Genomic DNA, 22,692 nt, shown 5'->3' with positions numbered 1-22,692 from the left:
TCATGAAGCTGCCCAACGTTGAATCGCTGCGCCGCATCCGGCCCGGCAAGACCTGGATAGTTCTCGGTATCGCGCTGCTGATCGGCGGCCTGGCGGCCTTCGCCGCGCGCAGCTTCCTGAGCGGCCAGATGGCCGCCATCGAGGCGCGCGGCAAAGGCCAGATGACGGCCGTGGTGGTGGCCAAGGTGGATATCGCCAAGGGCGAAAAGGTGAGCAATGAAAACCTCGCCATCCGCCAGGTGCCGTCCGAATACGCGCACTCGGTGGCCATCACGCCGGACGACTTCGCCCGCATCGACGGCCAGGCCGTGGCCTACCCGGTCAAGGCCGGGGAGATGATTTTGTGGGGGCTGATGGAGACGCAGCGCGCGCCGTCGTTCTCGTCGCGCGTGGAGAGCGGCCACCGCGCCATGACGGTGCCGGTCGATGAAATCAATTCGATCTCCGGCATGCTGGAGCCGGGCGACCTGATCGACCTGATCATCACCGTCGAGCAGAACGGCAAGAAGTCCACTTTCCCGCTGCTGCAGCGCATGCAGGTGATGGCCACCGGCCAGCGCTCCATCGACGATCCGAAAAGCGGCGAGCGGCGCAGCTATTCCACCGTCACGCTGGACACCACGCCGGCCCAGGCGCAGAACCTGATCGTGGCGCGCGAAGTGGGCAAGCTCACCGCATTGCTGCGCAATCCGCAGGACCAGACGCCCATCGGCGCGCAGACCAACGACCTGGCTTCGCTGCTGGGCATGAACCAGCTGCGCGCGCAGGGCAAGGGCGGACGCCGCGCTGTGCCCGTCCTGTACGGCAACGGCGCGGGCAGCATGACGCCGGAGGCGATGCGGTTGCGTCCACGTGGCGGAGCGGCGGCTGCTGCGGCGCAGGCGGCCCAGGAAAGCGATGCTACTCCAGCGGTGCCGGTGGCCGTGGTCGGCGGCGGCGTGCATTAAACACATACCTAGAACAACAATGAAAACAATAAAACACTTACTCCCACTGCTTGCTCTGGCATTGGTACTCGCATTCATACTGTTGGGCGTGCTGGCCGCACCCGCATGGGCCGCAGCCCCGGAAACCAATGCGCCGCAGGCGCCAGCGGCGGCAGCCCCTGCGGCGGCGCCTGTGCAGGCCCAGGCGCCCGGCGCCGCCCGCATGGGCAATATCGAAAACCTGAAGCCCACCACGAAACGCCAGCAGGCCAAGCCTGCCGTTTACGCGCCCATCGACCCCGCGCACGAAGCGGGCGCCGCGCCGGAGATCGAACTGTTCGCCGGCGAGTCGCGCGTGTTCCCCACCCCGGGCGTGGCGCGCATCGCCGTCGGCAACGGCCAGGTGATGACGGCGCACGCGCTGGACGACAAGGAGGTCATCATCTTCGGTAACAGCGTGGGCACGTCCACGCTGTTCGTGTGGAACGAGGACGGCCGCTACCAGCGCATCCGCGTCAACGTGGTGCCGGGCGAGACGGCCCGCGTGGCGCGCGAGATCGCCGGCTTCCTGCAGCGCATCCCCCGCGCCACCGCCTCGGTGGTGGGCGACAAGGTCATCGTCGAAGGCGATGAGCTGGATGACTCGGACCGCGAGAAAGTGGCCGAGATGGCCAAGCGCTATCCGCAAATCGTCAACTTCACCAGCCCCATAGGCTGGGAGCAGATGGTGCTGATGGACGTGAAGGTGGTGGAGTTTCCCAAGTCCGAACTGCGCGAACTGGGGCTGAAGTGGAGCCCCACCGGCGGCGGCGCCATCGGCGGCATCTGGTATCCGGGCGGGCGCGGCGACGTGGGCGGACGCAAGATCAACATCATCTCGCCGTCCAGCGCCCCGGCGCCCATAGGCGCGTCCGACGGCGGTCCGATTACGCTGCCGTCGCAGCTCACCATCCTGAGCGCCATCAATATGGGCCTGAACGCGCAGCTCAACCTGCTGGAGCAGAGCGGCACCGCCAGCATCCTGGCCGAGCCGCAGCTGTCCACCCGCAGCGGCTTCAAGGCCAGCTTCCTGGCCGGCGGCGAGTTTCCCTACTCGGTGTCGTCGGTGAACGGCGTGACGGTGGTGTTCAAGCCCTACGGCATCAAGCTGGATATCGAACCCAAGGTGGGCCGCAACGGCGTGATCCGCGCCATCATCGATTCCGAAGTCAGCTCGCTCGACTCCTCCATCACCACGCTGGGCGGCCCCGCGCTGCTGAGCCGCAAGACCAAGACCGAGTTCAATGTGCGCGCCGGCGAAACCATTGTGCTGTCCGGCCTCCTGCAGCGCAACAGCAGCAACGACGTGGACAAGGTGCCCTTCCTGGGCGACATCCCCATCCTCGGCGCGCTGTTCCGCTCCAAGCGTTTCCAGAACAAGGAGACCGAACTGGTGGTGTTCGTTACGCCGACCATAGTCGACCCGCGCTCGCAAGGGCTGGTGGACCGCGTGGAACGCACCGGCCAGCGCCTGGGCGAGCGGCTCGGCAAGTCTCCTTATCTGAGCGACCCGCTGCAGCCGGGCACCGATGCGGGCAAGGCGTATTTGCCACAAGCCCAGCCGCTGCCGCAGCCGCAGCCTGAAGGGAAGGAATAGCCATGCTGGAAATCGAGATCACCGAGGGTAGCGGCGCGCCGCGCCTGGAGCATGCGCCGGACGAATGCCTGATCGGCAAGGCGGCGCAGAACGACGTCAAGCTGGGCGGCTGGCGCGTGAGCAAAGAGCACGCGCGCCTGCTGCGCACGCCCGGCGGCGTGCTGGTGCAGGACCTGGGTTCCTACGGCGGCCTGTATGTAAACGGCGAACGGGTCACGTCCCAGTATGGACCTCTCGGCCTGAACGACGTGCTGGGCATCGGCCCCTACCGGCTGCGGGTACTGAACAGTGAGCCGGAACCGGAGCTGGTGCAGGCCGCCGCGCCGCAGTCGCGCTCCAGCGCGGCGCAGCACCGCAACCGCATGGCGACCGAGGAAATCCACGCCTCGCGCTTGCAGGCGGAGCGGGCGCATGCCGCTGTCGAGCAGGCGCGCGCGCATCAGCCGGAACCCGAGAAGGAACCCGGCTTTGCCGTGGTGCTGGGTATAGACCCGCGCCGCAAGGAACTGGAATTCGAATGGCGCAAGCGCATGCACGCGCGCCTGCTTGATACGATGGACCTGCGCCGCAAGGACGTGTCGAGCATGACGGACGCGCAGCTGCGCGCCGAGACCAGCCGCGTGATCCGCGAAATCCGCCAGGAGCTGGAAGCCGACATTCCGCCCGAGCTGGACCGCGACGTACTGTGCCGCCAGGTGCTCAACGAGGCCGTGGGCCTGGGGCCGCTGGAGGAACTGCTGGAGGACGACAGCGTGAGCGAGATCATGGTCAACCGCCACGACGAGATCTACGTCGAGCGCGCGGGCCGCTTGCAGCGCCATCCGCTCACCTTCACCGGCGACCGCGCCGTGCTGGGCGTGATCGAGCGCATCGTGGCGCCGCTGGGACGGCGCATCGACGAATCCTCGCCCATGGTCGATGCGCGCCTGGCCGACGGCTCGCGCGTGAACGCCATCATCCCGCCGCTGGCGCTGAAAGGCCCCACGCTCACCATCCGTAAATTCGCCAAGCGCAAGCTGGACGCGGAGGACCTGGTGCGCTTCGGCGCCATCAGTCCGGACATGGCGGAGTTCCTGGAAGTGTGCGTGCGCTCGCGCAAGAACATCATCGTCTCCGGCGGCACCGGCTCGGGCAAGACCACGCTGCTCAACATCCTGTCCAACTTCATTCCGCCCGGCGAACGCATCATCACGGTGGAGGACGCGGCAGAACTGAAGCTGCACCATGAACACCTGATCAGCCTTGAGTCGCGCCCGTCCAACGTGGAAGGCAAGGGCGCGGTGCTGATACGCGACCTGGTGAAGAACACGCTGCGCATGCGCCCGGACCGCATCGTGGTGGGCGAGTGCCGGGGCGCCGAGGCGCTCGACATGCTGCAGGCCATGAACACCGGCCACGAAGGCTCGCTCACCACGCTGCACGCCAATATGCCGCGCGATGCGCTGGCGCGGCTGGAGACCATGGTGCTGATGGCGGGCATGGACTTGCCGCTGGTGGCCATCCGCGAGCAGATCTCGTCGGCGGTGGACATTATCGTGCAGCAGACCCGCTTTGCCTGCGGCTCGCGCAAGGTCACCAGCATCACCGAGCTGACCGGCATGGAGAGCGGCCGCATCCAGCTGCAGGAGCTGTTCCGCTTTGCCGGCCAGGGCTACGGCAAGGCCGACGCGCACGGCGTGAGCCGCGTGCAGGGCTGCTTCACCGGCTGCGACATGGCGCCCACCTTCTACGAGGAGCTGCGCGCCATGGGCAACGAGCTGCGCATGGACATCTTCCGTCCGGCCGCGCAACTGGCCGGTATGCAGCAGGAGCGCGAATGGATGGCCCGCAGCGGCCATGACCGGCGCGCTGAAAGGCGCTCGGCATGAACACCAGCGCCACTTTCCTCACGGTGCTGACGCTGGTCGTCGCGCTGTCGGGCGCCTTGCTGGCATGGTTCGCCATCGACGTCGGCACGGCCACCATGAAGCGCTACCGCGCCAGCTTCACCGAGCGCGCGCAGTTCCAGGTGCGCGAGTTCTTCCTGTTCATCGACGCGCGCAAGCTGTTCGCCGCCAATATGGCGCTGATGGCGCTCGGCACGCTGGGGGCCTGGATGGCGACCGGCAGCGTGATCCTCACGGCGGTGGCCTGCGCCATGCTGGTGTGGGCGCCGCGCCTGCTGTATTCGGCCATGCGCCAGCGCCGCATGCTGCAGTTCGAGCACCAGCTGCCGGACGCGCTGATGATGCTGGCCGGCGGCATGCGCGCCGGCGCGGGCTTCGGTTCGGCGCTGTCGCAGCTGGTGGCCGAGGCGCCCGCGCCGCTGGGCCAGGAGTTCGCGCTGATGCTGCGCGAGCAGCGCATCGGCGTCACGCTGGAGCAGAGCCTGAGCAACCTGGCGCACCGCATGCCGACCCAGACCACGGTGCTGGTGGTGTCGGCCATGCGCATCGCCTCGGAGACCGGCGGCGGCCTGGCAGAAACGCTGGAGCGCACCGCAGGCACTATCCGCAGCCGCTTGCAAATGGAAGGCAAAATCCGCGCGCTGACTGCGCAGGGCAAGCTGCAAGCCTGGGTGGTCGGCCTGCTGCCGATCGGTCTTGGCCTGGTGCTGTCGAAGATGGAGCCGGCCGCGATGGACATGCTGTGGCACACGCCGGCGGGCTGGGCGGCGCTGGCGGTGGTGGTGGTGTTCGAGGCCATGGGCATGTTCATCATCCGAAAAATCATCAGTATCGACGTGTGAGGAGACCGGCATGGAATCGCTGCTGATCCAACATAGCACCGCCGTCATCGCCTTCGTGGCGGTTGCCGCCGGCCTGTCCGTGGCGCTGTGCGCCTGGCTGCTGAGCGGCGCGCTGGCCGAGGTGCCGCCCGAGGACCGCGAGTACAAGGACCCGCCGCCGCTGGGCTTCCGCCTGCTGTGGTGGCCCATCCACTGGATCGCGTACTTCATCGGCCCGCTGGTGCCGGCCCGGCGCCATATGCTGCTGCAGGCGCGGCTGCGCAAGGCGGGGCTGGAATACGCGCTCAGCGCGGGCCAGTTCATGGCCGCGCGCCTGGTGTCCGGCGTGGTGGGCGCAATGCTGCTGCGCTGGGGCCTGGCCAGCCTGGAGCACGCGCTGGAGGGCAGGCTGCACGTGGGCGCCACCGGACAGCTGTGGACCTGCGCCATTGGTTTTTTGATCGGCATGCTGTTCCCCGGCATCTGGCTGAACGACCTGCTCAAGCGCCGCACCAGCGAGCTGCTCAAGTCGCTGCCGTTCTACCTCGACATCATCACGCTGTGCGTGGAAGCGGGCCTGAACCTGCAAGGCGCGCTGCAGCAGGCCGTGGCCAAGGGGCCGCGCGGCGTGCTGCGCGACGAGATCCAGCGCGTGCTGCGCGACATGCGGGCCGGCAAGGCGCGCGCCGAGGCGCTGCGCACCATGGCCGACCGCCTGAACGAGCCCAATGTGTCGCACTTCATCACCGCCGTGATCCAGGCCGAACGCATGGGCATGAACCTGGGGCCGGTGCTGCGCGCGCAGGCCGACCAGCGCCGCGCCGAGCGCTTCCAGCGCGCCGAGAAGCTGGCCATGGAAGCGCCGGTGAAGATGCTGTTCCCGCTGCTCGTCTTCATTTTTCCCTGCACCTTCGTCGTCCTGTTTTTCCCGATCGCGATGAAGCTGCTCCATCCTGGAACCTGAACCATGAGTGATTCTCTTTCCCCCGGCGCCAGCCTGCATACCCGCAGCGGCGTCCATCGCCTGGGCGTGCAGGTGGCGCAGCGCTTCTGGAGCCGTTTCATGGGCCTGATGCTGCGCAAGGCGCTGCCGCGCAACCAGGGCCTGCTGCTGACGGGCTGCCCCAGCGTGCATACCGCCTTCATGCGTTTTGCCATCGACGTGGTGTACCTGGACGCGCAAGGCGTGGTGACGCGCTGCGTGCCCGCGCTGCATCCCTGGAGCGCCAGCATGGGCCACGCCGGGCGCGACGCGGCCGGCCAGCGCCATCCGCGCGCGGCGCACACTTTGGAGCTGGCGGCGGGCAGCGTGGCGCGCTGGAACATCGCGCCCGGCGACCGCCTGCAACACCCGCTGCTGGATGGCAGCGCGGCGGCGCGGTCCGCAGCCGTTCCTGCGCCGCGCCGGGCCGGCCAGCGCGGCATCGCGGTGCTGGAATTCGCCATTGCCGCGCCGGTGCTCACCGTGCTGGGCCTGGGCGTGACGCAATACAGCCTGCTGTTCTTCACCAAGAGCCAGCTTAACCAGGCCAGCTTCATGGCCGCGCGCGCGGGCAGCGTGGCCAACGCCAAGCTGGGCAAGATCGAAGACGCTTATGCGCAGGCGCTGATCCCGCTGTACGGCGGCGGCCAGAACGCCACCGAGCTGGCCGAGGCGCTGGCGCGCGCCAAGGCCGACATGGCGGGCAATGTGCAGATCACCATGATCAATCCGACCAAGGAAGCCTTCGCGGACTTCAACGATCCCGCCTTGCAGGCCAAGCTCAATACCCAGGGCAAGCGCGTGATCCCGAACAGCAGCCAGGCGTTCAAGGGCCAGGCCCTGGGGGCCAGCTCGGGCGAGACCATACAGGACGCCAACCTGATCAAGCTGCGCGTGATGCAGGGCGTGAAGCCCAAGGTGCCTATCGTCGGCAGCATCTACACCGCCTACCTGAAATGGCAGGACAACGGCACTGACGCCTTCCGCAGCAAGCTGATACAGGACGGCCGCATTCCCGTGGTCAGCCATGTGACGATGCAGATGCAAAGCGACGCCATCGAGCCTGAAAACCCGATTTCCATCCCCGGCGCCGGCAACAACGGCAATCCGACCGATCCGGGCGATCCGCCGGGTCCAACGAACCCGAACGATCCGCCGGACTGCCCGCTGGGCGGCTGCACCACGCCCACCCCAACCCCGGGCGACGGCGGCACCTGTCCTGCCGCCTCCACCGCCACGCTGGGCTCGGACACCCTGTTCGGCTTCGACCAGTCCACGCTCACGCAGGACGGCAAGGACATCCTCGACCAGCTGGTCGCCAACATTGGCAACACGCAGATCGACACGCTGACCGTGACCGGCTACGCCGACCCGCTGGGCAACGACGCGCACAACCTGGCTCTGTCCAAGGCCCGCGCGCAAGCCGTGTACGACTACCTGGCCGCGAAAGGCATCAAGGCGGACAAGGTGAACGTGGTGGGCGCGGGCGCGACCGACTTCGTCAAGGAACTGTCGGCCTGCCAGCCCGCCACCGGCGCCGCGCTGCAAGCCTGCCTCGCGCCGAACCGGCGCGTGGTGGTGAAAGTAAAACCGAAAACATGAACAACATGATGAAATCCATCTCCCAAAGCGTGCTGGCCTCCGCGCTGCTGGTCCTGGCCGGCGGCCCGGCCTATGCCTGCGGCCCCGGCGGCTCAGGCCAGACCTGCGACCTGGGCACGGCCGCACCTGCCAGCCAGAGCGCGGCCTCGGTCAACGTTGGCGCGGGCAATCCGATCAACGTCATCAGCGGCAACAAGTACCAACGCGAGACCGACATGCCCGCGCTGCCCGGCGTGCTGGGCCTGGAGATAGTGCGCCACTACAACAGCAGCTTGAGCGCAGCCAATATGGCGCCGGGCAGCGTGGGACGCGGCTGGAAGCTGTCCTACGAGACCGAGCTGTACGCCTTCGACAGCACCGTGCAGATCATGCAGGCCGACGGCAGCCGCCTGATCTTCAGCCGCGACCTGCTCAACCCCAGCCTGTGCGCCAGCGCCGATCCGGCCAACGGCACGCTGGCGATTTCCGGTGCGCGCGGACGCGAACAGTACGTCTGGACCTGGACCGACGGCCGCCAGCTCACCTTCGACCAGCGCGGAAAGCTGAACCGCATCCAGGCTCCCGGCGGCGAAGTACTGACCCTGCTGTACGATCCGCACGGACTGCTGGTGAAGGTCACCGACCCGCAAGGCCGCAGCCTGCGCCTGAGCTACCTGGACCGCGAAAGCGTGGCGCGCGGCGACCGCTTCCGCGGCGTGCAGTCCATCAGCACGCCGGTGGGGCGCTTCGTTTATGAATACGGCAGCGCCATGCCCAAGGGCGCCAGCGCGCCCAAGAACAGTGTGCTGGCCAATCTGGTGCGGGTGCGCTACCCCTCGGCGTCGGCTACTGCGGCAGGGGCGGGCCGCGCATACCAGTACGAAGACGTGCTGCGCCCGACTTATTTGACCGGCATCAGCTTCATCGAAGCGGGCAAGACGGAAGCGCAGCGCTACGCCACCTTCGGCTACGACGAAAACGGCAAGGCGGTGCTGTCTACGCACGCCAACGGCGTCGACAAGGTCACGCTGGACTACAGCCAGGGCGGCCAGACCACCATCACCAACAGCCAGGGCCAGCGCACCGTCTACAAGCACAAGATCATCGGCGACGCCTTCCGCCTGCTGGAAGTGCGCGGCCCCGGCTGCGCGCTGTGCGGCGAGAGCAATGTGCGCTACGGCTATGACAAGCTGGGTCGGCTCAACGAAACCACGCAGCTGGATCAGAGCGGCCAGCCGTTGCTGAGCCTGCGCGCCGAACTGGACCATTATGGCCGCCCGCTGGCGCTGAACAAGGTGGTCTATCGCAACGGCAGGCCCGGTGCGCCGCAGCGGCAGGTGCGCTACGAGTACAGCGTCGGCACGTTCACCGCGCCTGCGCTGATCGCGCGGCCCAGCGTGGTGCCGGGGCGTGAGTACATTACCCGGGTCAGTTACCGCGCGGCCGGCCAGCCGCTGGAGATCCGGCAGGACGGCTTTATGCCCACCTACGACGGTAAAGCGGCGGCGCAGGCCATCAGCCGAACCATGCACTATCAGTACGACGCGCACGGCAAGCGTACCGAAGCCGACGGCCCGCTGCCGAACGCGGTGCAGGCTCCGGGACCGGCCAATAGCGACATCACGCGCTACGAATATGTGGCGGCGACGCAGCTGCTGTCGCGCGTCACGCTGCCCGGAGGCGAAACCAGCGAAGTGCTGGAGCGCGACGAGGCACTGCGTCCCGTGCGCATACGCCGCAGCGACGGCCACGCCATGCATACCATTGCGCTGCGCAACAACTGGCGCGGGCAGGCCGAGGAAGTCCGTATTGAAGCGGTGCTGATGAAGAACGGCGCGCCTGACCCGGCCACGCGCCTGGAACGCGTCTGGCACTATCGCTACGATGGACAGGGCAGGCTGCTTGCCGCCACGCAGCCGGGCGGCCTGCCGGCCCGCTTCGAATACGACCAGGCAGGGAGGCTGGTGTCGCGTGTCATGCCGGATGGCAGCCGCGTGGTGACGGTGCAGGACAGCGAAGGCCGCACGTCCGCCGAGGCGCGCTTTGCCGACGGCGACCTGGCGCCGGCCAGGGCGCTGGGCGCGGTGGGCTACGCCTACGATCAGGCGGGCAGGCTCGAATCGCTGAGCGATATCGCCGGCCGGCGCGGCCGCAGCGAATACACCAGCCAGGGCCAGGTGGCCGAGTTGAGCAACGCGCTGGGCGCCGCCACGCGCTTCGAATACGACGAAAACGGCATGCTGACCGTGCGCACCAATGCCGCCAACACGCCGGAAGCGGCCAGCGTGCGGCTGGCCTACGATGCCCATGGCAGCGCCGTCAAGATCACGGACGCCAACGGCGTGGCGACGGAGCGCCGCTACGACGATTTCGGCCGCAAGGTCATGGAAGCGAATACCGACCGTGGCGTTACGCTCTTCATGTACGACCAGGCCGGCCATGTGCTGGCGCGCATCGACGACAGCCTTAGCGCCACGCGCTACCGCTACGACCATGCGGGGCGCCTGGTGGCGCTGGGCAGGGACCAGCAGACTGACCTGGTCCGCTACCGCTACGAAGGCTGGCGCCTGGCTGAAACCACTTCCGCCAGCGGCGGCAAGGAACAGCGCACGCTTGAGCGCACCAGCTATGTCTACGACGCGTTCGGCCAGATATTGCGCGAGCAGCGCTGGCTGGCGAATCCGGAAGACAAGGCGGGGCAAGGCCTGAACTTTGTCACCGGCAGCAAGTATGACGAAGCGGGCCGCCTGCTGGCACAGACGCTGCCCGACGGGCACCAGCTGGGCTACCGCTATGCGGCCGGCGGGCAGTTGCGCGAGGTACTATTCGACGGCAAGGCTGTTGTCGGCGAGATCGAACAGACGCTGGCGGGCGGCCTGCGCGCCTACACCATGGCCAACGGGGTGCGCCAGCAGTTCAGTGTTGACGCGCATGGCCGCGTTGCCGGGCTGAGCGCGGTGACGCAGGGTGCGGCAGCGCCGCAAGGCTGGCTCGCCCGAGCGGCAAGCTGGTTCGGCAGCCCGTCCGCAGCCGGTCCGCGCACCGTGTACCGCCAGGTCAACCACTACGACGAGGCACAGCGCCTGGTTGGCATTGAGCGGGAGCGGGCAGGGCTGGCAGGACAGCCCTCCGCTGCGCGCAAGGAGCGCTACGGCTACGATGCGCTGGACCGGCTGACACGCGTCGAGCAGGGCGACGGGGCCGTCACGCGCTTTGCTTACGACCCCGGTGGCAACCGCACGTCGCAGACCACCAGCCTGGACGCGCCACGCGTGATCCGCACCGCGCTGGCCGCGCCGCATGACGCGCAGGAGACCGGTACGCGCCAGTACATTTATCAGGCTGGCAGCAACCGGCTGGTGGGACAGACCGACGCGGCGGTGGCGGGGGCAACGCAGCAGGGCGTGAGCGCCTGGCTGTACCACGCCACCGGCGTGCCCATGGTGCAGTTCGCGGGCGGTTCATCGCCGCTTCGTCCTGCGGCGGATTTGCTGCGCGAACCGCGCCGGAGGATTGAATACAACAGCGCGCGCCGCCCCGTGGCGGTGTACGGCGCCCAGCAGCAAGCGCTGGTGCGCTACTACTACAACAGCCAGGGCGAGCGCATCGCCAAGACGGTATTCACCGCGGGGGCGGGCGGCGTCCGCACGCCGCAGACCACATACAGCCTGTATCGCGGCCAGCGCCTGGCCGCCGAGGCCGATGCGCAAGGCCGCATCACCGCGCACTATGTGTACCTGAACGGCAAGCCGGTGGCGAAGATAGAATTGGCGCCCAACGACGGCGTGCTGCACCGCGCCTGGCGCGTGATGGCCACGCTCAATGGGCTGATCGGCCCGGCCGGGCCGGACCCGAGCGACAGCGAGGCCAGCATCTACGCCATTCACGGCGATCACCTGGGCACGCCACAGGCGGTGACCGACAGCGCCCAGCGCGTCGTGTGGCAGGCCAGCACCACGCCCTTCGGGCAGGCGCGCGTGCTGCATGCGGCCGGCGGCGCGAAGGGCCGCCCCTTCGAAATGAATCTGCGCTTGCCCGGCCAGGTGTACGACGCCGAAACCGGATTGAACCACAATTACTACCGCGACTACGATCCGCAACTGGGCCGCTACACCACGCCCGATCCGATGGGCATCGAGGGCGGCATGAATCCCTACCTGTACGTGGGCGCCAACCCGCTGTCCAACGTCGATCCGCTGGGGCTGTACCAGAGCGATATCCACTACTACATGAACTTCTTCCTTGCCATCGCCGCAGGCGTCAGCGTGGAGGAGGCGCAGGTGCTGGCGCTGGCGGCGCAATACGTGGACGACAATCCGGACACCAAGCCGCTGAACCTCGACACCGGCGTCTCGGACGCGCACCGCGCGCGCCTGCTGAGCTACCACTTCACCATGGTGCCGTCCAAAATCGACGTCGCCACCGGCCTGGTGAAAGGCGGCGTGAGCGACTACGGTTCGCCGCCGGGCAGCGCAGCGTATGCCAACATTCCAGAGAACGAGCAACTCAAGCATTTGTATGCCGCCGTGACGGCCGTGGGGCAGGCCAGCAATCTTGAAAATACGCGGTGTTCGCAATTGCAGTTTATGGGTGAGTATCTGCACTCATTCGAGGATACGTTTGCTCACCGCGACTCAAACAACAACCCGTTCCCGCTGAATGTCGGCTTGGGACACGGCGGGTATGGAAGTAATCCGGACTACACGTACAACCACTGGTCGGCTATTCCCTTGCCTGGCGCGATGAACTGGAATCACAACGAGGAGCGTACCCTACAGATGGAAAAAGAGGTGCTTGCCAAGCTGGCGGCCTTTAGAGCACAGGAGGGGACTGCGCATTCTTTCAGCGACATTGAAGCCCTGCTCAAGAAATTTAATGCAATAGCGGAAAACGAGGGGGATGGATATGATCCCGAACATCCGAAGACCAGTGAAAAGATCAAGCTTCTGCAAGGGCAACTGACAGCGTGGGGTATCGAGGGTGTGGATTGGTTAAGCGATAATTCGGAAACGATATACGACAGCGGCAAGGGTAAAGACAACAGAAATCGCTTCCTGTGCGATCAGGATGGCAAGCCGCTGGACCAAGTCAAGTACGCGGGAACCATCTTGCCTACCAAGTGCCAATAGGTGAAAGAAGTTCCATCAAGTGCTAACAATACGATTAACGGAGTCTGCATGAAAATCAGCAAAGCTGCGGCGGTGTTCGCTTGCGCAGCGGTAGTGGCAAGCACGGTTGGCGCGCAAGCTTGCCGGCCCATTTCCAGGGACGACGCGGAAAGCGCCCGCGGCGTCAGCATTGTATTTTCGGGCACGCATTGCCTGCAGGATGATTTCCGGGTGGGACGGGAGTTCGATATTCATTCGGCGCGCTTCAAAGGGCCGTCAACGCGCTCCTTGATCGCGGTGATACCTCGCTTGGGTGGGAAATATTCCCCGGATGGCCCATTTGAGCTCGATATGCAAGGTCATCATGTTCAGGCCGATGTGGCCGACATGGATGGTGTGCGCGGCATCGGCCCCGGTCGCAATGTCACCGTGCGAAATGGAACGGTGACAGTGACTGGGCCGGGAAGCGTCGGCGCACGCTTGCTGCTGCGGACACGGGCGCAGACCGCTGGCGTGCCGTCGCCGCTTGACCCTGAATACGAAGATGCGTCCATGCCGGAGACTGCCGATGTGGGGCAGGCGAATTTCTTGCTGAGCCGGCTTAACATCCGCGCCGGTGGACGGGGAGTGATCATGAGCGGCGCTGGCAACACCATACGTGACAGCACGATCGAGGTAGACGGGGCAACTGCGATTTTCCTGCATGGACGGAACAGTATCATCGAAAACAATACCATTATTGTCCACGCGCGCGCGGCTGGACCCAATGATGCTGTGATCAAGCTGCGCGACGCGGATGGCGCGATGATTCGGAACAACCGGATTATTTACAAAGGTGACAGCCGCACCGCTACAGCAATCAACTTGCTAGACTCGCGCAATGTCACGATCAAGGACAACATCGTGGAAGGGATAGACAACCTTGTACGGCAAACGGGCAAGACCAGTGTGCGCGAACAGGGAACCCAGCGGCGATGAAGATTTTCGCGGAACTGCTGGCTGCGAGCCTTATGGTATTCCTGGCAATCCCAGTGCTCGCATGCGAGCCTGTGGAGCTGTATGCCGAGGCCAAGGCAAAGACAATGCGCAAGCCGGGAAGCTACTGCCTGCAGTCGGCTCTCAGCCGCACCCGCACCTTCGACATTCATGCGGCCAGCTTCAAAACAGCGGCGGGCGAGGCGTTGCTGAGAATTGAATATGGAGGACGCGTTGGCGAGACGGATGGTGACCGGGTTGAGCTAGACCTGCGCGGCAAGCGCATCAGCAGCACGGCTCCGGACATGCTGGGCGTGAGCTCGTCCGGCGTGGTCCGCAATGCGCGCGTGCGCAACGGCAGCATCGAGCTGGAAGGCGGCGCCAGCGTAGGCGTCTCCATGCTGTACGCGGGCACGCAGGGCATGCCGTCCGGACTGTATCCATCGCTACCGCAATTCGAAGATGCCCCGGCGCCGCTGTCGGGGAGCTGGGGCAATACCAGCAATGTAGTGGAACGGCTGACGATACGAACCGGCGGCCGTGGCGTGGTGCTGGGCGGGGACAACAACGTGGTCCGCGACAGCACCATCGAAGTGGATGGTCCGGTCGCCATTTTTGCGTATGGCACAGGCACCGTCATTGAAAACAATACCATCATCGTGCATGCGCGCGGCAGCGGCCCCTACGAGGCAGTCATCAAGCTGCGCGACGCGCGCGGCGCCGTGATACGCAACAACCGCATCATGTACAAAGGCTGGGGCAACGCGGGCATGGCGGTCAACTTGCTGGATTCGGAAAATGTACGGATCGAGAACAATGTCCTCGAAAGCATAGCCGACGTTGTACGGCAAGTGGGCCGAACCAGTGTGCAAGAACAGGGAACCCAGCGGCGATGAAAGCGTCTTCCACCCTGCTGACGCTGAGCGTGCTAGCTTTGCTGGCGGCGCCCGTGCACGCCATACCGCGGAAGGATGTGCTGGAATGTGTGTTACCCGATGGCGGGCGCGCCACCTTGACTTCGCGCTATGACTGGAGTCCGATCGCGCGCATCATTCCAGCCGACGTGGCCGAACGGCTGAATCAGGATTCATGGAAAATTGTTTTCGAAGCCACTGCTAGCCGTAGCGCGACCAGCCCGCCACGCTCGATCACGTATTCGCATCGCGGCGAAGCCTGCCTGGAATTGGGTTTGATCGACGGTACGCTGTTTGTCGGCACCACCTTTCTAAAGCCGGATGGGACCTGGTTTCGCAACGCGGACCTGCCCGCCTTCCTGCATCTCCCTCAGGCGGAAAAGGCACAGACACCAGCCATGCGCCAGCGCCTGGCCGCCATGGATGCGATGCCGAGGCGTTCCCCGGTGCTGTTGCCGCGTAACGGCCGGCTGGTTTATGAATTGGCGCTGACCACTGTCAAAGGCGAAGCGCTTTATGTCGTTGGGGTGTTTCAAAGCTTCTCGACAGACGGCGGCGTGAGCTGGAGCGAGCCACGCATAACGAGGCAGGCGGAAATTTATGTGTTGGACCGGTCAGTATCCGCGCAGCCTTTCCAGGCCCGCGCCGTCAAACTGAATGGGAAAAATGTGGTCCCGCAATAGGGGCGTGGTGCACTCAGATATGGATGGGATAGGCGATGCGTTCATTGAACATTGCGGTTATCTTGCAACGCGCCTTGCTCGCGGTGGCTTTGCAGCTCGCCGCTGGCGCCAGCATGGCGTGTGGGCCCGGCGGCTCCGGACAGATGTGCCCAGCGCCAGATCCAGCGCCGGCCAGCCTGCCCGCATCGGGTGCGGTCGGCCTCGCGGTCGGCAATCCGATCAACGTCATCAGCGGTAACAAGTACCAGCAGGAGACGGACATGCCCGCGCTGCCGGGCGTGCTGGGGCTGGAGATCGTGCGGCACTACAACAGCTTCCTGAGCGGCGGCAATAGCGCGCCCGGCATTACGGGGCGGGGCTGGAAGCTGTCCTATGAAACGCAGCTCTACGCCTTCGACGGCACGCTGCAGATCATGCAGGCCGACGGCAGCCGCCTGATTTTCAGCCGCGACCTGCTTAATCCCAGCCTGTGCGCCAGCGCCGATCCGGCGCACGGCAAGGTGGAGATCAAGGGCGCGCGCGGCAAGGAGGAATACCTGTGGACGTGGAACGACGGGCGCACCTTGCGCTTCGACCGCGACGGCAGGCTGACGCAGATCCAGGCGCCCACGGGCGAGGTACTCAGCCTGCTGTACAACCAGGGCTTGCTGGTGAAGGTGACCGATCCGCAAGGCCGCAGCCTGCGCCTCGCTTATCTGGACCGCGACGGCGTGGCGCGCGGCGAGCGCTATCGCGGCGTGCAGAGCATCGCCAGCCCGGTAGGGCGCTTCGTGTATGAATACGGCAGCCCCGCGCCGCAGGGCGTCACGGTGGGCAAGGTGGCGCTGGCGGCCAATCTGGTGCGCGTGCAGTATCCGGTGCCGGAGGGCGCAGCGCAGCGGGCGGCGGGCGGCCCCGCCGCGCGCCGCTACCACTACGAGGATGCGCTGCGTCCCACCTACCTGACCGGCGTCAGCATCGAAGCGCAGGATGCGGCCGGCAAAAGCGCCAGCCAGCGCTACGCCACCTTCGGCTATGACATCAATGGCAAAGCCGTCCTGTCCACGCACGCAGGCAATGCGGACAAGGTGGCGCTCGATTTCAGCCAGGGCGGGCAGACCGTTGTCACCAACAGCGCCGGCGAAAAAACGGTGTACCGGCACGCCATCGTCGCCGGCGAGTTCCGCTTGCTGGAAGTGCGCGGTGCGGGCTGCGCGCTGTGCGGCCCGTCCAACCAGCGCTACGGCTACGACAAGCAGGGCAGGCTGGTGGAAACCAGCGAACTCGATGCGCAGGGCGCCGTGCGCCGCACCGACAAGACCGAGCTGGATTTCTACGGCCGTCCGCTGCGCGTGAGCCGCGTCGAATACAAGAACGGCCGCGCGCTGGCGCCGCAGTGGCTGCAGCGCTACGAGTATGCGACGGAAGCGCCGCAGCCCAGTGTCGTGGCGCGGCCCAGCGTGGTGGCGGGCAGGGAAGCGCTCGCGCGCATGGCCTACAACGGCAAGGGCCAGTTGCTGAGCGTGACCGAGCAAGGCTGGACGCCCGCGCCGGATGGCAAGGGCGAGCCGCAGCCCATCGTCCGCGTTACGAAGTACGGCTATCGCATGGTCAACGGCCGCAGCGTGCTGGCGCTGGTGGACGGGCCGCTGCCGAACGGGAAGGCGGGCACGCCGGCCGATTCCGATATCACGCTGCTGGACTACGACAGCCAGGGCCGCATGATAGACCGCGTGACGGCGCCGGGCGGCGTGGTGACCGAGGTCGTGCAGCGCGACGAGGCGCTGCGCCCGGTCGCGGTCAAGTCCAGCGACGGCTACCGGCTGGTGCGCAGCGAAGCGCAGTTGCTGCACGGAGGCCAGTTGGCGGCGCTCACCGAACGCGCCTGGCTGCTGGACAAGACGGGCCAGCCCGACTCCGGCAGCGTGCAGGCCGACGGCGCCGCTTACCGTTATGACGGCCAGGGCCGGGTTGGCACCGCAGCGGTTCCGGACGGCGGCATTGCGCGCTACGTGTTTGACGGCGGCGACAATCTCACCCACGTGGTGGCGCCAGACCAGGGCCAGCGCGTGCGCACCTTCGACACGGAAGGCCGCCTGGTGGCGGCTGCGCAGTACAGCGCCGGTGCGCGCATTGCGCTGGCCGGGCAGGACGATGCGCAGCGCGTGCCGCTGGCGGGCGGCTACCGGCGCGGCGCCCCCGGCAGCGTGGCCGAAGCGCTGGTGGAAAGCGTGTCGCGTCCCGGCGGCAGCGAAGTGCGGCGCTGGCTGGACGACTTCGGCCGCGTGGCCGCCGTCCAGACACCCGAAAGCGGACTCCAGACGGCGGCCTACGCGGAGGACGGCTCGCTGCGCAAGCTGGCCTTTGCCGACGGTAGGACCGTGTCCGTGGCGCGCGATGCGCAAGGGCGGGCGCTGCGCGTAGTGTACTTCGACGCCGCAGGACGCCCCCAGGACAGCGTTGCATACCAATACCAGGGCGTGGCGCTGGCCGGGGAGGCGCGCTATGCGCAGCAGCGCCTGGCCAGCCAGGTTGACTGGCAGCCCGACGCATGGGGACGCCCGTCGCGCAAGCGGCTGGCCGTGTATGGAGCGGACGCGGAATCAACTGCGCTGCTGGAAGTGCGCTATGCGCGCGACGCGCAGGGGCGGGTGGTGCGCAAGACCATGCCGGGCGGCGCGGTGCTGGACTATGCCTACGATGCGGCGGGACGCGTCACGGCCATTTCCGTCGCGGGCCAGCCCATTGTATCCGGCGTGCGCTACACGGCTGCGCAGGACGGCGCGCGCCTTGCCGGCTACGTCTACGGCAACGGCCTGGCCGCGCGCAGCAGCTACGATGGCCTGGGCAGGCTCACGCTGCACGAAAGCGGTACGCGGCAGCGCATCCTGCGGGCGGACGCGGACAAGAACACCACCCTGGTCGAGCAGCGGCTGGCCGTCACCCGCGCGCCGCAGCCGGAGCGCCTGTCGCTGCGGCTGCCGCAGCTGTTCTCCACCGCCACGGCGGCCGGCCTGGCCGAATCGGCGGCCACGTCCAGCGTGCCGCACCAATACCGCTACGACGAATTCGACCGCCTGGTGGCCGAGTCCAGCGGCGAGCGCCAACTGCTGGACCTGCGCTACAACGCGCTGGGCGACCGCCTTGGCCTGCCCGCACCTGGCACGGACGCGGTGGGCAATGTGCTGAAGCACGGCGCGCACACGCTGGCCTATAACGCCGCCGGCGAACTGGCCGAGGTGCGCGGCGCTGACGGCAAGCTGGTGGCCCGGTACGGCTACGACGCCGAAGGCATCCGCGTGGTCAAGCACGTCGGCGGACGCACCAGCTACTTCCTCTACGAAGACGGCCAGTTGCTGGCGGAAGCCGACGGCGAAGGCCGCGTGCGGGCCGAATACGTGTACCTGGGCCGCAAGCCCGTGGCGCGCCTGCTGGGCGAGTCCGGGACTGCATCGGGGATAGTGTCGGGGCTTGCGCGCTGGCTGCCGCAAGTCTTCGCAGCCAGTCCCGCAGTCGAATACCTGCACGCTGACCAGCGCGACGCAGTGGAGTCGGTTACCGATGCAAACGGCGCGCTGCGCTGGCAGGCCGAGCTGGGGCCGTTCGGCGACCTGCGCCAGGAAGGCGGCCCGCGCGGCCATATGCCGCTGCGCCTGTCCGGCCAGTACGCCGACCCGGAAACCGGCTTGTACTACAACGTGCACCGCTACTATGACGCCGCCACCGGCCGCTATCTGCAGCCGGACCCGCTGGGCATAGAAGCAGGCCTGAACCTCTACGCCTACGCCGAAGGCGACCCGCTGCGCAAGACCGACCCATTGGGCCTGTCGATAGAACCGGACAGCGGCTGGGGCGGCGGCGTGGCGCCGTGGCTGTTCGGCACGGCGGTGCACAGCCAGATGGCGGCGCAGATACGCGGCAACGGCCTGGGCTGGGGCGCCAACGATGGCCGCAACGGCACTTGGGTGGGCCTGCGGCCGGACGCCTACTACGTCAAGCCCACGGACCTGCTCAAGCCCAGCTTCCACGGCACACTGTGGGAGCTCAAGCCCATCAGCTGGAGTTCCGCCGTCAACCCGGCCAACTACGCGGCGGGCAAGGGCGAAGTGGCGGCTTACATCGCCGGCGCGCAGAAGGGCTGCTGGACCGCCGGATCGAGCAAGGCCATCGTCAGCCAGCTCACGCCCGCGGCCGTCCTCATGGGCGGCAAAGTGTGGAACGTGACCTTCCAGGCCGATGCAGTGAATGACCAATCCGGCCTGCTGTTTTATAGTAAGCAGCAGGCGCAGGAAAAACCGGCGCCGCAGCAGGTGCCCGCGCCCGCACTGTCGCCTAGCCAGCGCAATGAATTGGATAAGCAGATGCAGCAGATTAAGGCGCAGGGCGCCAAGGAAGGCTGGTCCACGCTGGAGACCATAGGCATGGTGGTGCTGATCGGCCTGGCCATTGCCTTGCTGGTGGCGGCGGCCATCCTGCTGGCGCCCGCGATCGCCGCCGTGCTGGCCTCCATCGCCGCCGCGCTGTCGGCTGCGGCGGCAGGCACGGTGGCGCTGATGGCGGCGCTGGCGGCGCTGTTCGCCTTCAGCCCTGCCGTGGCGGCCGAGGCCACCAAGAAGGGCGAGGAAAAACAGAAGGGCATGCTGGACGGCGCCATCGACTGGTTCAAAGGTTGGTTCTGATTGAAAGGAAGCGGTTTGGACACGAAGCAGTTGCGGGACGAGGTGAGCGGACTGGTGGCCGCGTCGGCGGACAAGCTGGCGGCCTTCCAGGAGGAGCTGATGGATAGTGAAATCGCGGAGGGCTGGCGCTGCTTCTACGCGCGCCAGCTCTGGCTGCGCGAGGCGCTGCCGGAGCCGCTGATCAACGAGGCGGGCCGGCGCTATATGGTGGAGGCCTACCGCCAGCGCATCCTGCTGGCCGTGGAGCCGGACTACGCGGCGCATGACTTTTCCTTTCTCGAACGCTTCGAGGCCGACCCCGCGCTGCGCGCCGGCTACCGCAACTATCTGGAAACCGGCGTGCTCGATATCGAGAACCCGATGGGAAGCGGCGGCGCGCTGGACGCTGTGGCGAACGACACCGTCAACAGCCTGGCGGCCGGGCTGCAGCGGCACATGGCAAAGGAGGTCCAGGCCAACGCCGCCAGGTGGCTGAAGGAGGCAAGCGAGCGCGCCACACTGACGCCGCCCTCCATGCTGTCGCAGATGGAGCTCGGCCCCGCAGTACGCGACGCCAGCGTGCCGCCTGCGGAGGACACGGCCTACTGGCGCGCCCTCTACTGGGACAGCGAGGTGGTGGTGGCGGACCCGCAAGTGGTGCTCAATCCCGACTGGACCCTCAGGCTGATGGCGGCGCTGGCCCCGGATTTCCCCTACAACGCCGCGCTCAGCACGGCGAAGCGGTTGGTGTTCGCCGCCCCCGGCGACACCGCGCTGCGCTGGGCCGTCATGATAGAAAAGCCGGACGGCGCGCCGGACTTCCGCTACCCGCCGTCGCTGCTGCTGGTGCCGGGATCGCACACCAAGAAGCTGAAGGACGGCGACATCGTGTTCAAGGACGTGCCGCTGACCTGGCTCTACGCCATCGTGTACGACGCGCGCGGCATCGAGCTGCAGCTGCGCTACTTCCTGGAGCGCTACCGCCGCCTTGCCGGCTTCTACGCGCTGCTACTTGCCGATACAAAAATCCCGTTACGCGGGCTGCGGGGTTCGTGAGAATATTGCAGGCTGTATCAACCAGGATAACGATATGGCCCAGAACAAGACTACCCTCACCGCCGCCGCCGTTGCAGCAGCATTCGCCGCAGCTGCGGCCTGCAACGGCGCCGCCGCCGCCGAGCCGGCCGCACCGGACACCGCCCGCCACCAGCCGCAGATCGACAAGATCGTCGGCGAGATTTCGCCGCAGCGCATTGAAGCCACGATACGCAAGCTGGTGAGCTTCCAGACCCGCCACACCATGTCCGAGACCGAGTCCGACACGGTGGGCATAGGCGCCGCGCGGCGCTGGATCAAGAGCGAATTCGAGCGCTGCAACGCGCAGGCCGGCGGCCGCCTGCAGGTGGAATTCGACAGCCATATCGCGCCGGTGTCGCGCCGCATCAGCCGTCCGACCGAGATCGTGAACGTGGTGGCCACGCTGCCCGGCACGCAGGACGCGGCCAAGGAACGCATCTACGTGGTCAGCGGCCACTATGACTCGCGCAATACCGACGTGATGGACGCCACCGGCTTCGCCCCCGGCGCCAACGACGACGCCTCCGGCACGGCGGCCGTGATGGAAATGGCCTGCGTGATGGCCAAGTACAAATTCGACGCCACGCTGGTCTTCATGACGGTGGCGGCGGAAGAACAGGGCCTGCTGGGCGCGGCGCACTGGGCCGAACAGGCCAAACAGAAGAAACTGAACATCGCCGGCATGTTCACCAACGACATCATCGGCAGCTCGCGCGACGAGCACGGCAAGGTGGACGACAAGCAGGTGCGCCTGTTTGCGGAAGGCCTGCCGGTGGAGAAGGAAGCCAGCGACACCAACCGCACGCTGATACAGACCGGCGGCGAGAACGACTCGCTGTCGCGCCAACTGGCGCGCCACGTGAAGGAGCAGGGCGAGCGCTACGTGAAGGACTTCAAGGTCAGCGTGATACAGCGGCGCGACCGCTATCTGCGCGGCGGCGACCATATGCCTTTCCTGGAGCGCGGCTACGCGGCGCTGCGCTTCACCGAGCCGGCGGAGGACTTCAACCACCAGCACCAGAACGTGCGCACGGAAAACGGTGTGGTGATAGGCGATATGCCCGAGTACAACGACTACAAATACATCGCCAAGGTGGCGCGCGTGAACGCCGCCGCGCTGGCCACGCTGGCGCTGGCGCCAGCGTCGCCGCAGCAGGTGCAGGTGCGCACGGCGCAACTGGAGAACGACACGGCGCTGGTGTGGAGGCCGAACGGCGAGCCGGATCTGGCGGGCTACCGCATCGTGTGGCGCGCAACGGATGCTGCGGGCTGGCAGGGCAGCAAGTTCGTCGGCAACGTCACCGAAGCGCGGGTGCCGCTGTCGAAGGACAACTACTACTTCGGCGTGCAGGCCATCGATAAGGACGGCAACGCCAGCCCGGCCTCGTATCCAGTGCCGCTGCGATAATCATAACGAACTGAGCCGCATTCGGGGACTCGGCGTCCCCGTCTGACCCCAAATGCGG

The 22,692-nt window shown here is 66.8% G+C and carries 13 protein-coding genes; all 13 read left to right on the top strand.

All coding sequences use genetic code 11. The annotated features are described in order from the left end of the window. Positions 1 to 2 precede the first annotated feature (2 nt). A complete protein-coding gene (gene cpaB, locus AC07S4_RS06055) occupies positions 3 to 947 on the top strand; it encodes a Flp pilus assembly protein CpaB (RefSeq protein WP_494985783.1) in 945 nt (314 codons plus the stop codon). Positions 948 to 1,008: 61 nt separating this feature from the next. Continuing rightward, positions 1,009 to 2,562: a type II and III secretion system protein family protein gene (locus tag AC07S4_RS06050; RefSeq protein ID WP_494985782.1), complete on the top strand. Its 1,554-nt coding sequence runs from the start codon at positions 1,009 to 1,011 to the stop codon at positions 2,560 to 2,562. A gap of 2 nt (positions 2,563 to 2,564) precedes the next feature. Continuing rightward, positions 2,565 to 4,430 carry a TadA family conjugal transfer-associated ATPase gene (locus AC07S4_RS06045; RefSeq protein WP_494985781.1) on the top strand — a complete coding sequence of 622 codons (1,866 nt, stop codon included), beginning with the start codon at positions 2,565 to 2,567 and terminating at the stop codon, positions 4,428 to 4,430. Continuing rightward, on the top strand, positions 4,427 to 5,290 hold the full coding sequence (locus AC07S4_RS06040) for a type II secretion system F family protein (protein ID WP_494985780.1): 864 nt from the start codon (positions 4,427 to 4,429) through the stop codon (positions 5,288 to 5,290). Before AC07S4_RS06045 ends, AC07S4_RS06040 begins: the two co-directional genes overlap by 4 nt. Before the next feature lie 10 nt (positions 5,291 to 5,300). Further along, positions 5,301 to 6,233 (top strand): type II secretion system F family protein, encoded by a 933-nt coding sequence (locus tag AC07S4_RS06035; RefSeq protein ID WP_494985779.1) that lies wholly within the window; start codon positions 5,301 to 5,303, stop codon positions 6,231 to 6,233. A 3-nt stretch (positions 6,234 to 6,236) separates the two neighbouring features. Further along, positions 6,237 to 7,853, top strand: coding sequence for a DUF192 domain-containing protein (locus AC07S4_RS06030; protein ID WP_494985778.1), 1,617 nt, complete (start codon positions 6,237 to 6,239; stop codon positions 7,851 to 7,853). Positions 7,854 to 7,858: 5 nt separating this feature from the next. After that, positions 7,859 to 12,961, top strand: a complete 5,103-nt coding sequence (locus AC07S4_RS06025; protein WP_494985777.1) for a DUF6765 family protein — start codon at positions 7,859 to 7,861, stop codon at positions 12,959 to 12,961. A 48-nt stretch (positions 12,962 to 13,009) separates the two neighbouring features. Further along, entirely contained in the window at positions 13,010 to 13,918 is a 909-nt protein-coding gene (locus AC07S4_RS06020; protein ID WP_494985776.1) for a right-handed parallel beta-helix repeat-containing protein, read from the top strand. After that, positions 13,915 to 14,811 carry a right-handed parallel beta-helix repeat-containing protein gene (locus tag AC07S4_RS06015; RefSeq protein WP_494985775.1) on the top strand — a complete coding sequence of 299 codons (897 nt, stop codon included), beginning with the start codon at positions 13,915 to 13,917 and terminating at the stop codon, positions 14,809 to 14,811. The genes AC07S4_RS06020 and AC07S4_RS06015 overlap by 4 nt, the downstream gene beginning before the upstream one ends. Beyond that, positions 14,808 to 15,512: a hypothetical protein gene (locus AC07S4_RS06010; RefSeq protein WP_494985774.1), complete on the top strand. Its 705-nt coding sequence runs from the start codon at positions 14,808 to 14,810 to the stop codon at positions 15,510 to 15,512. Before AC07S4_RS06015 ends, AC07S4_RS06010 begins: the two co-directional genes overlap by 4 nt. A 143-nt stretch (positions 15,513 to 15,655) precedes the next feature. Next, positions 15,656 to 20,170 carry an RHS repeat domain-containing protein gene (locus AC07S4_RS06005; RefSeq protein WP_494985773.1) on the top strand — a complete coding sequence of 1,505 codons (4,515 nt, stop codon included), beginning with the start codon at positions 15,656 to 15,658 and terminating at the stop codon, positions 20,168 to 20,170. A 15-nt stretch (positions 20,171 to 20,185) separates the two neighbouring features. Next, the gene (locus tag AC07S4_RS06000; RefSeq protein WP_494985772.1) at positions 20,186 to 21,205 is read left to right on the top strand and encodes a hypothetical protein; all 1,020 of its coding nucleotides are present in this window, start codon (positions 20,186 to 20,188) and stop codon (positions 21,203 to 21,205) included. Between the two features lie 34 nt (positions 21,206 to 21,239). Beyond that, positions 21,240 to 22,634 carry a M28 family peptidase gene (locus tag AC07S4_RS05995; RefSeq protein WP_494985771.1) on the top strand — a complete coding sequence of 465 codons (1,395 nt, stop codon included), beginning with the start codon at positions 21,240 to 21,242 and terminating at the stop codon, positions 22,632 to 22,634. The last annotated feature ends 58 nt before the right edge of the window (positions 22,635 to 22,692 follow it).

It is taken from the genome of Pseudoduganella sp. GW821-FHT05F09, assembly GCF_059419605.1.
Note: the sequence above shows the minus strand (reverse complement) of the source record. Positions and strands in the feature narration are given on the sequence as shown.

Excerpts from the sequence above, each read along its gene's own strand:
- AC07S4_RS06030 (WP_494985778.1), top strand. The coding sequence starts at position 6,237 with ATGAGTGATTCTCTTTCCCCCGGCGCCAGCCTGCATACCCGCAGCGGC.
- AC07S4_RS06020 (WP_494985776.1), top strand. The coding sequence starts at position 13,010 with ATGAAAATCAGCAAAGCTGCGGCGGTGTTCGCTTGCGCAGCGGTAGTG.
- AC07S4_RS06040 (WP_494985780.1), top strand. The coding sequence starts at position 4,427 with ATGAACACCAGCGCCACTTTCCTCACGGTGCTGACGCTGGTCGTCGCG.
- AC07S4_RS06025 (WP_494985777.1), top strand. The coding sequence starts at position 7,859 with ATGATGAAATCCATCTCCCAAAGCGTGCTGGCCTCCGCGCTGCTGGTC.
- AC07S4_RS06045 (WP_494985781.1), top strand. The coding sequence starts at position 2,565 with ATGCTGGAAATCGAGATCACCGAGGGTAGCGGCGCGCCGCGCCTGGAG.
- AC07S4_RS05995 (WP_494985771.1), top strand. The coding sequence starts at position 21,240 with ATGGCCCAGAACAAGACTACCCTCACCGCCGCCGCCGTTGCAGCAGCA.
- AC07S4_RS06005 (WP_494985773.1), top strand. The coding sequence starts at position 15,656 with ATGTGCCCAGCGCCAGATCCAGCGCCGGCCAGCCTGCCCGCATCGGGT.
- AC07S4_RS06010 (WP_494985774.1), top strand. The coding sequence starts at position 14,808 with ATGAAAGCGTCTTCCACCCTGCTGACGCTGAGCGTGCTAGCTTTGCTG.
- AC07S4_RS06015 (WP_494985775.1), top strand. The coding sequence starts at position 13,915 with ATGAAGATTTTCGCGGAACTGCTGGCTGCGAGCCTTATGGTATTCCTG.
- cpaB (WP_494985783.1), top strand. The coding sequence starts at position 3 with ATGAAGCTGCCCAACGTTGAATCGCTGCGCCGCATCCGGCCCGGCAAG.
- AC07S4_RS06035 (WP_494985779.1), top strand. The coding sequence starts at position 5,301 with ATGGAATCGCTGCTGATCCAACATAGCACCGCCGTCATCGCCTTCGTG.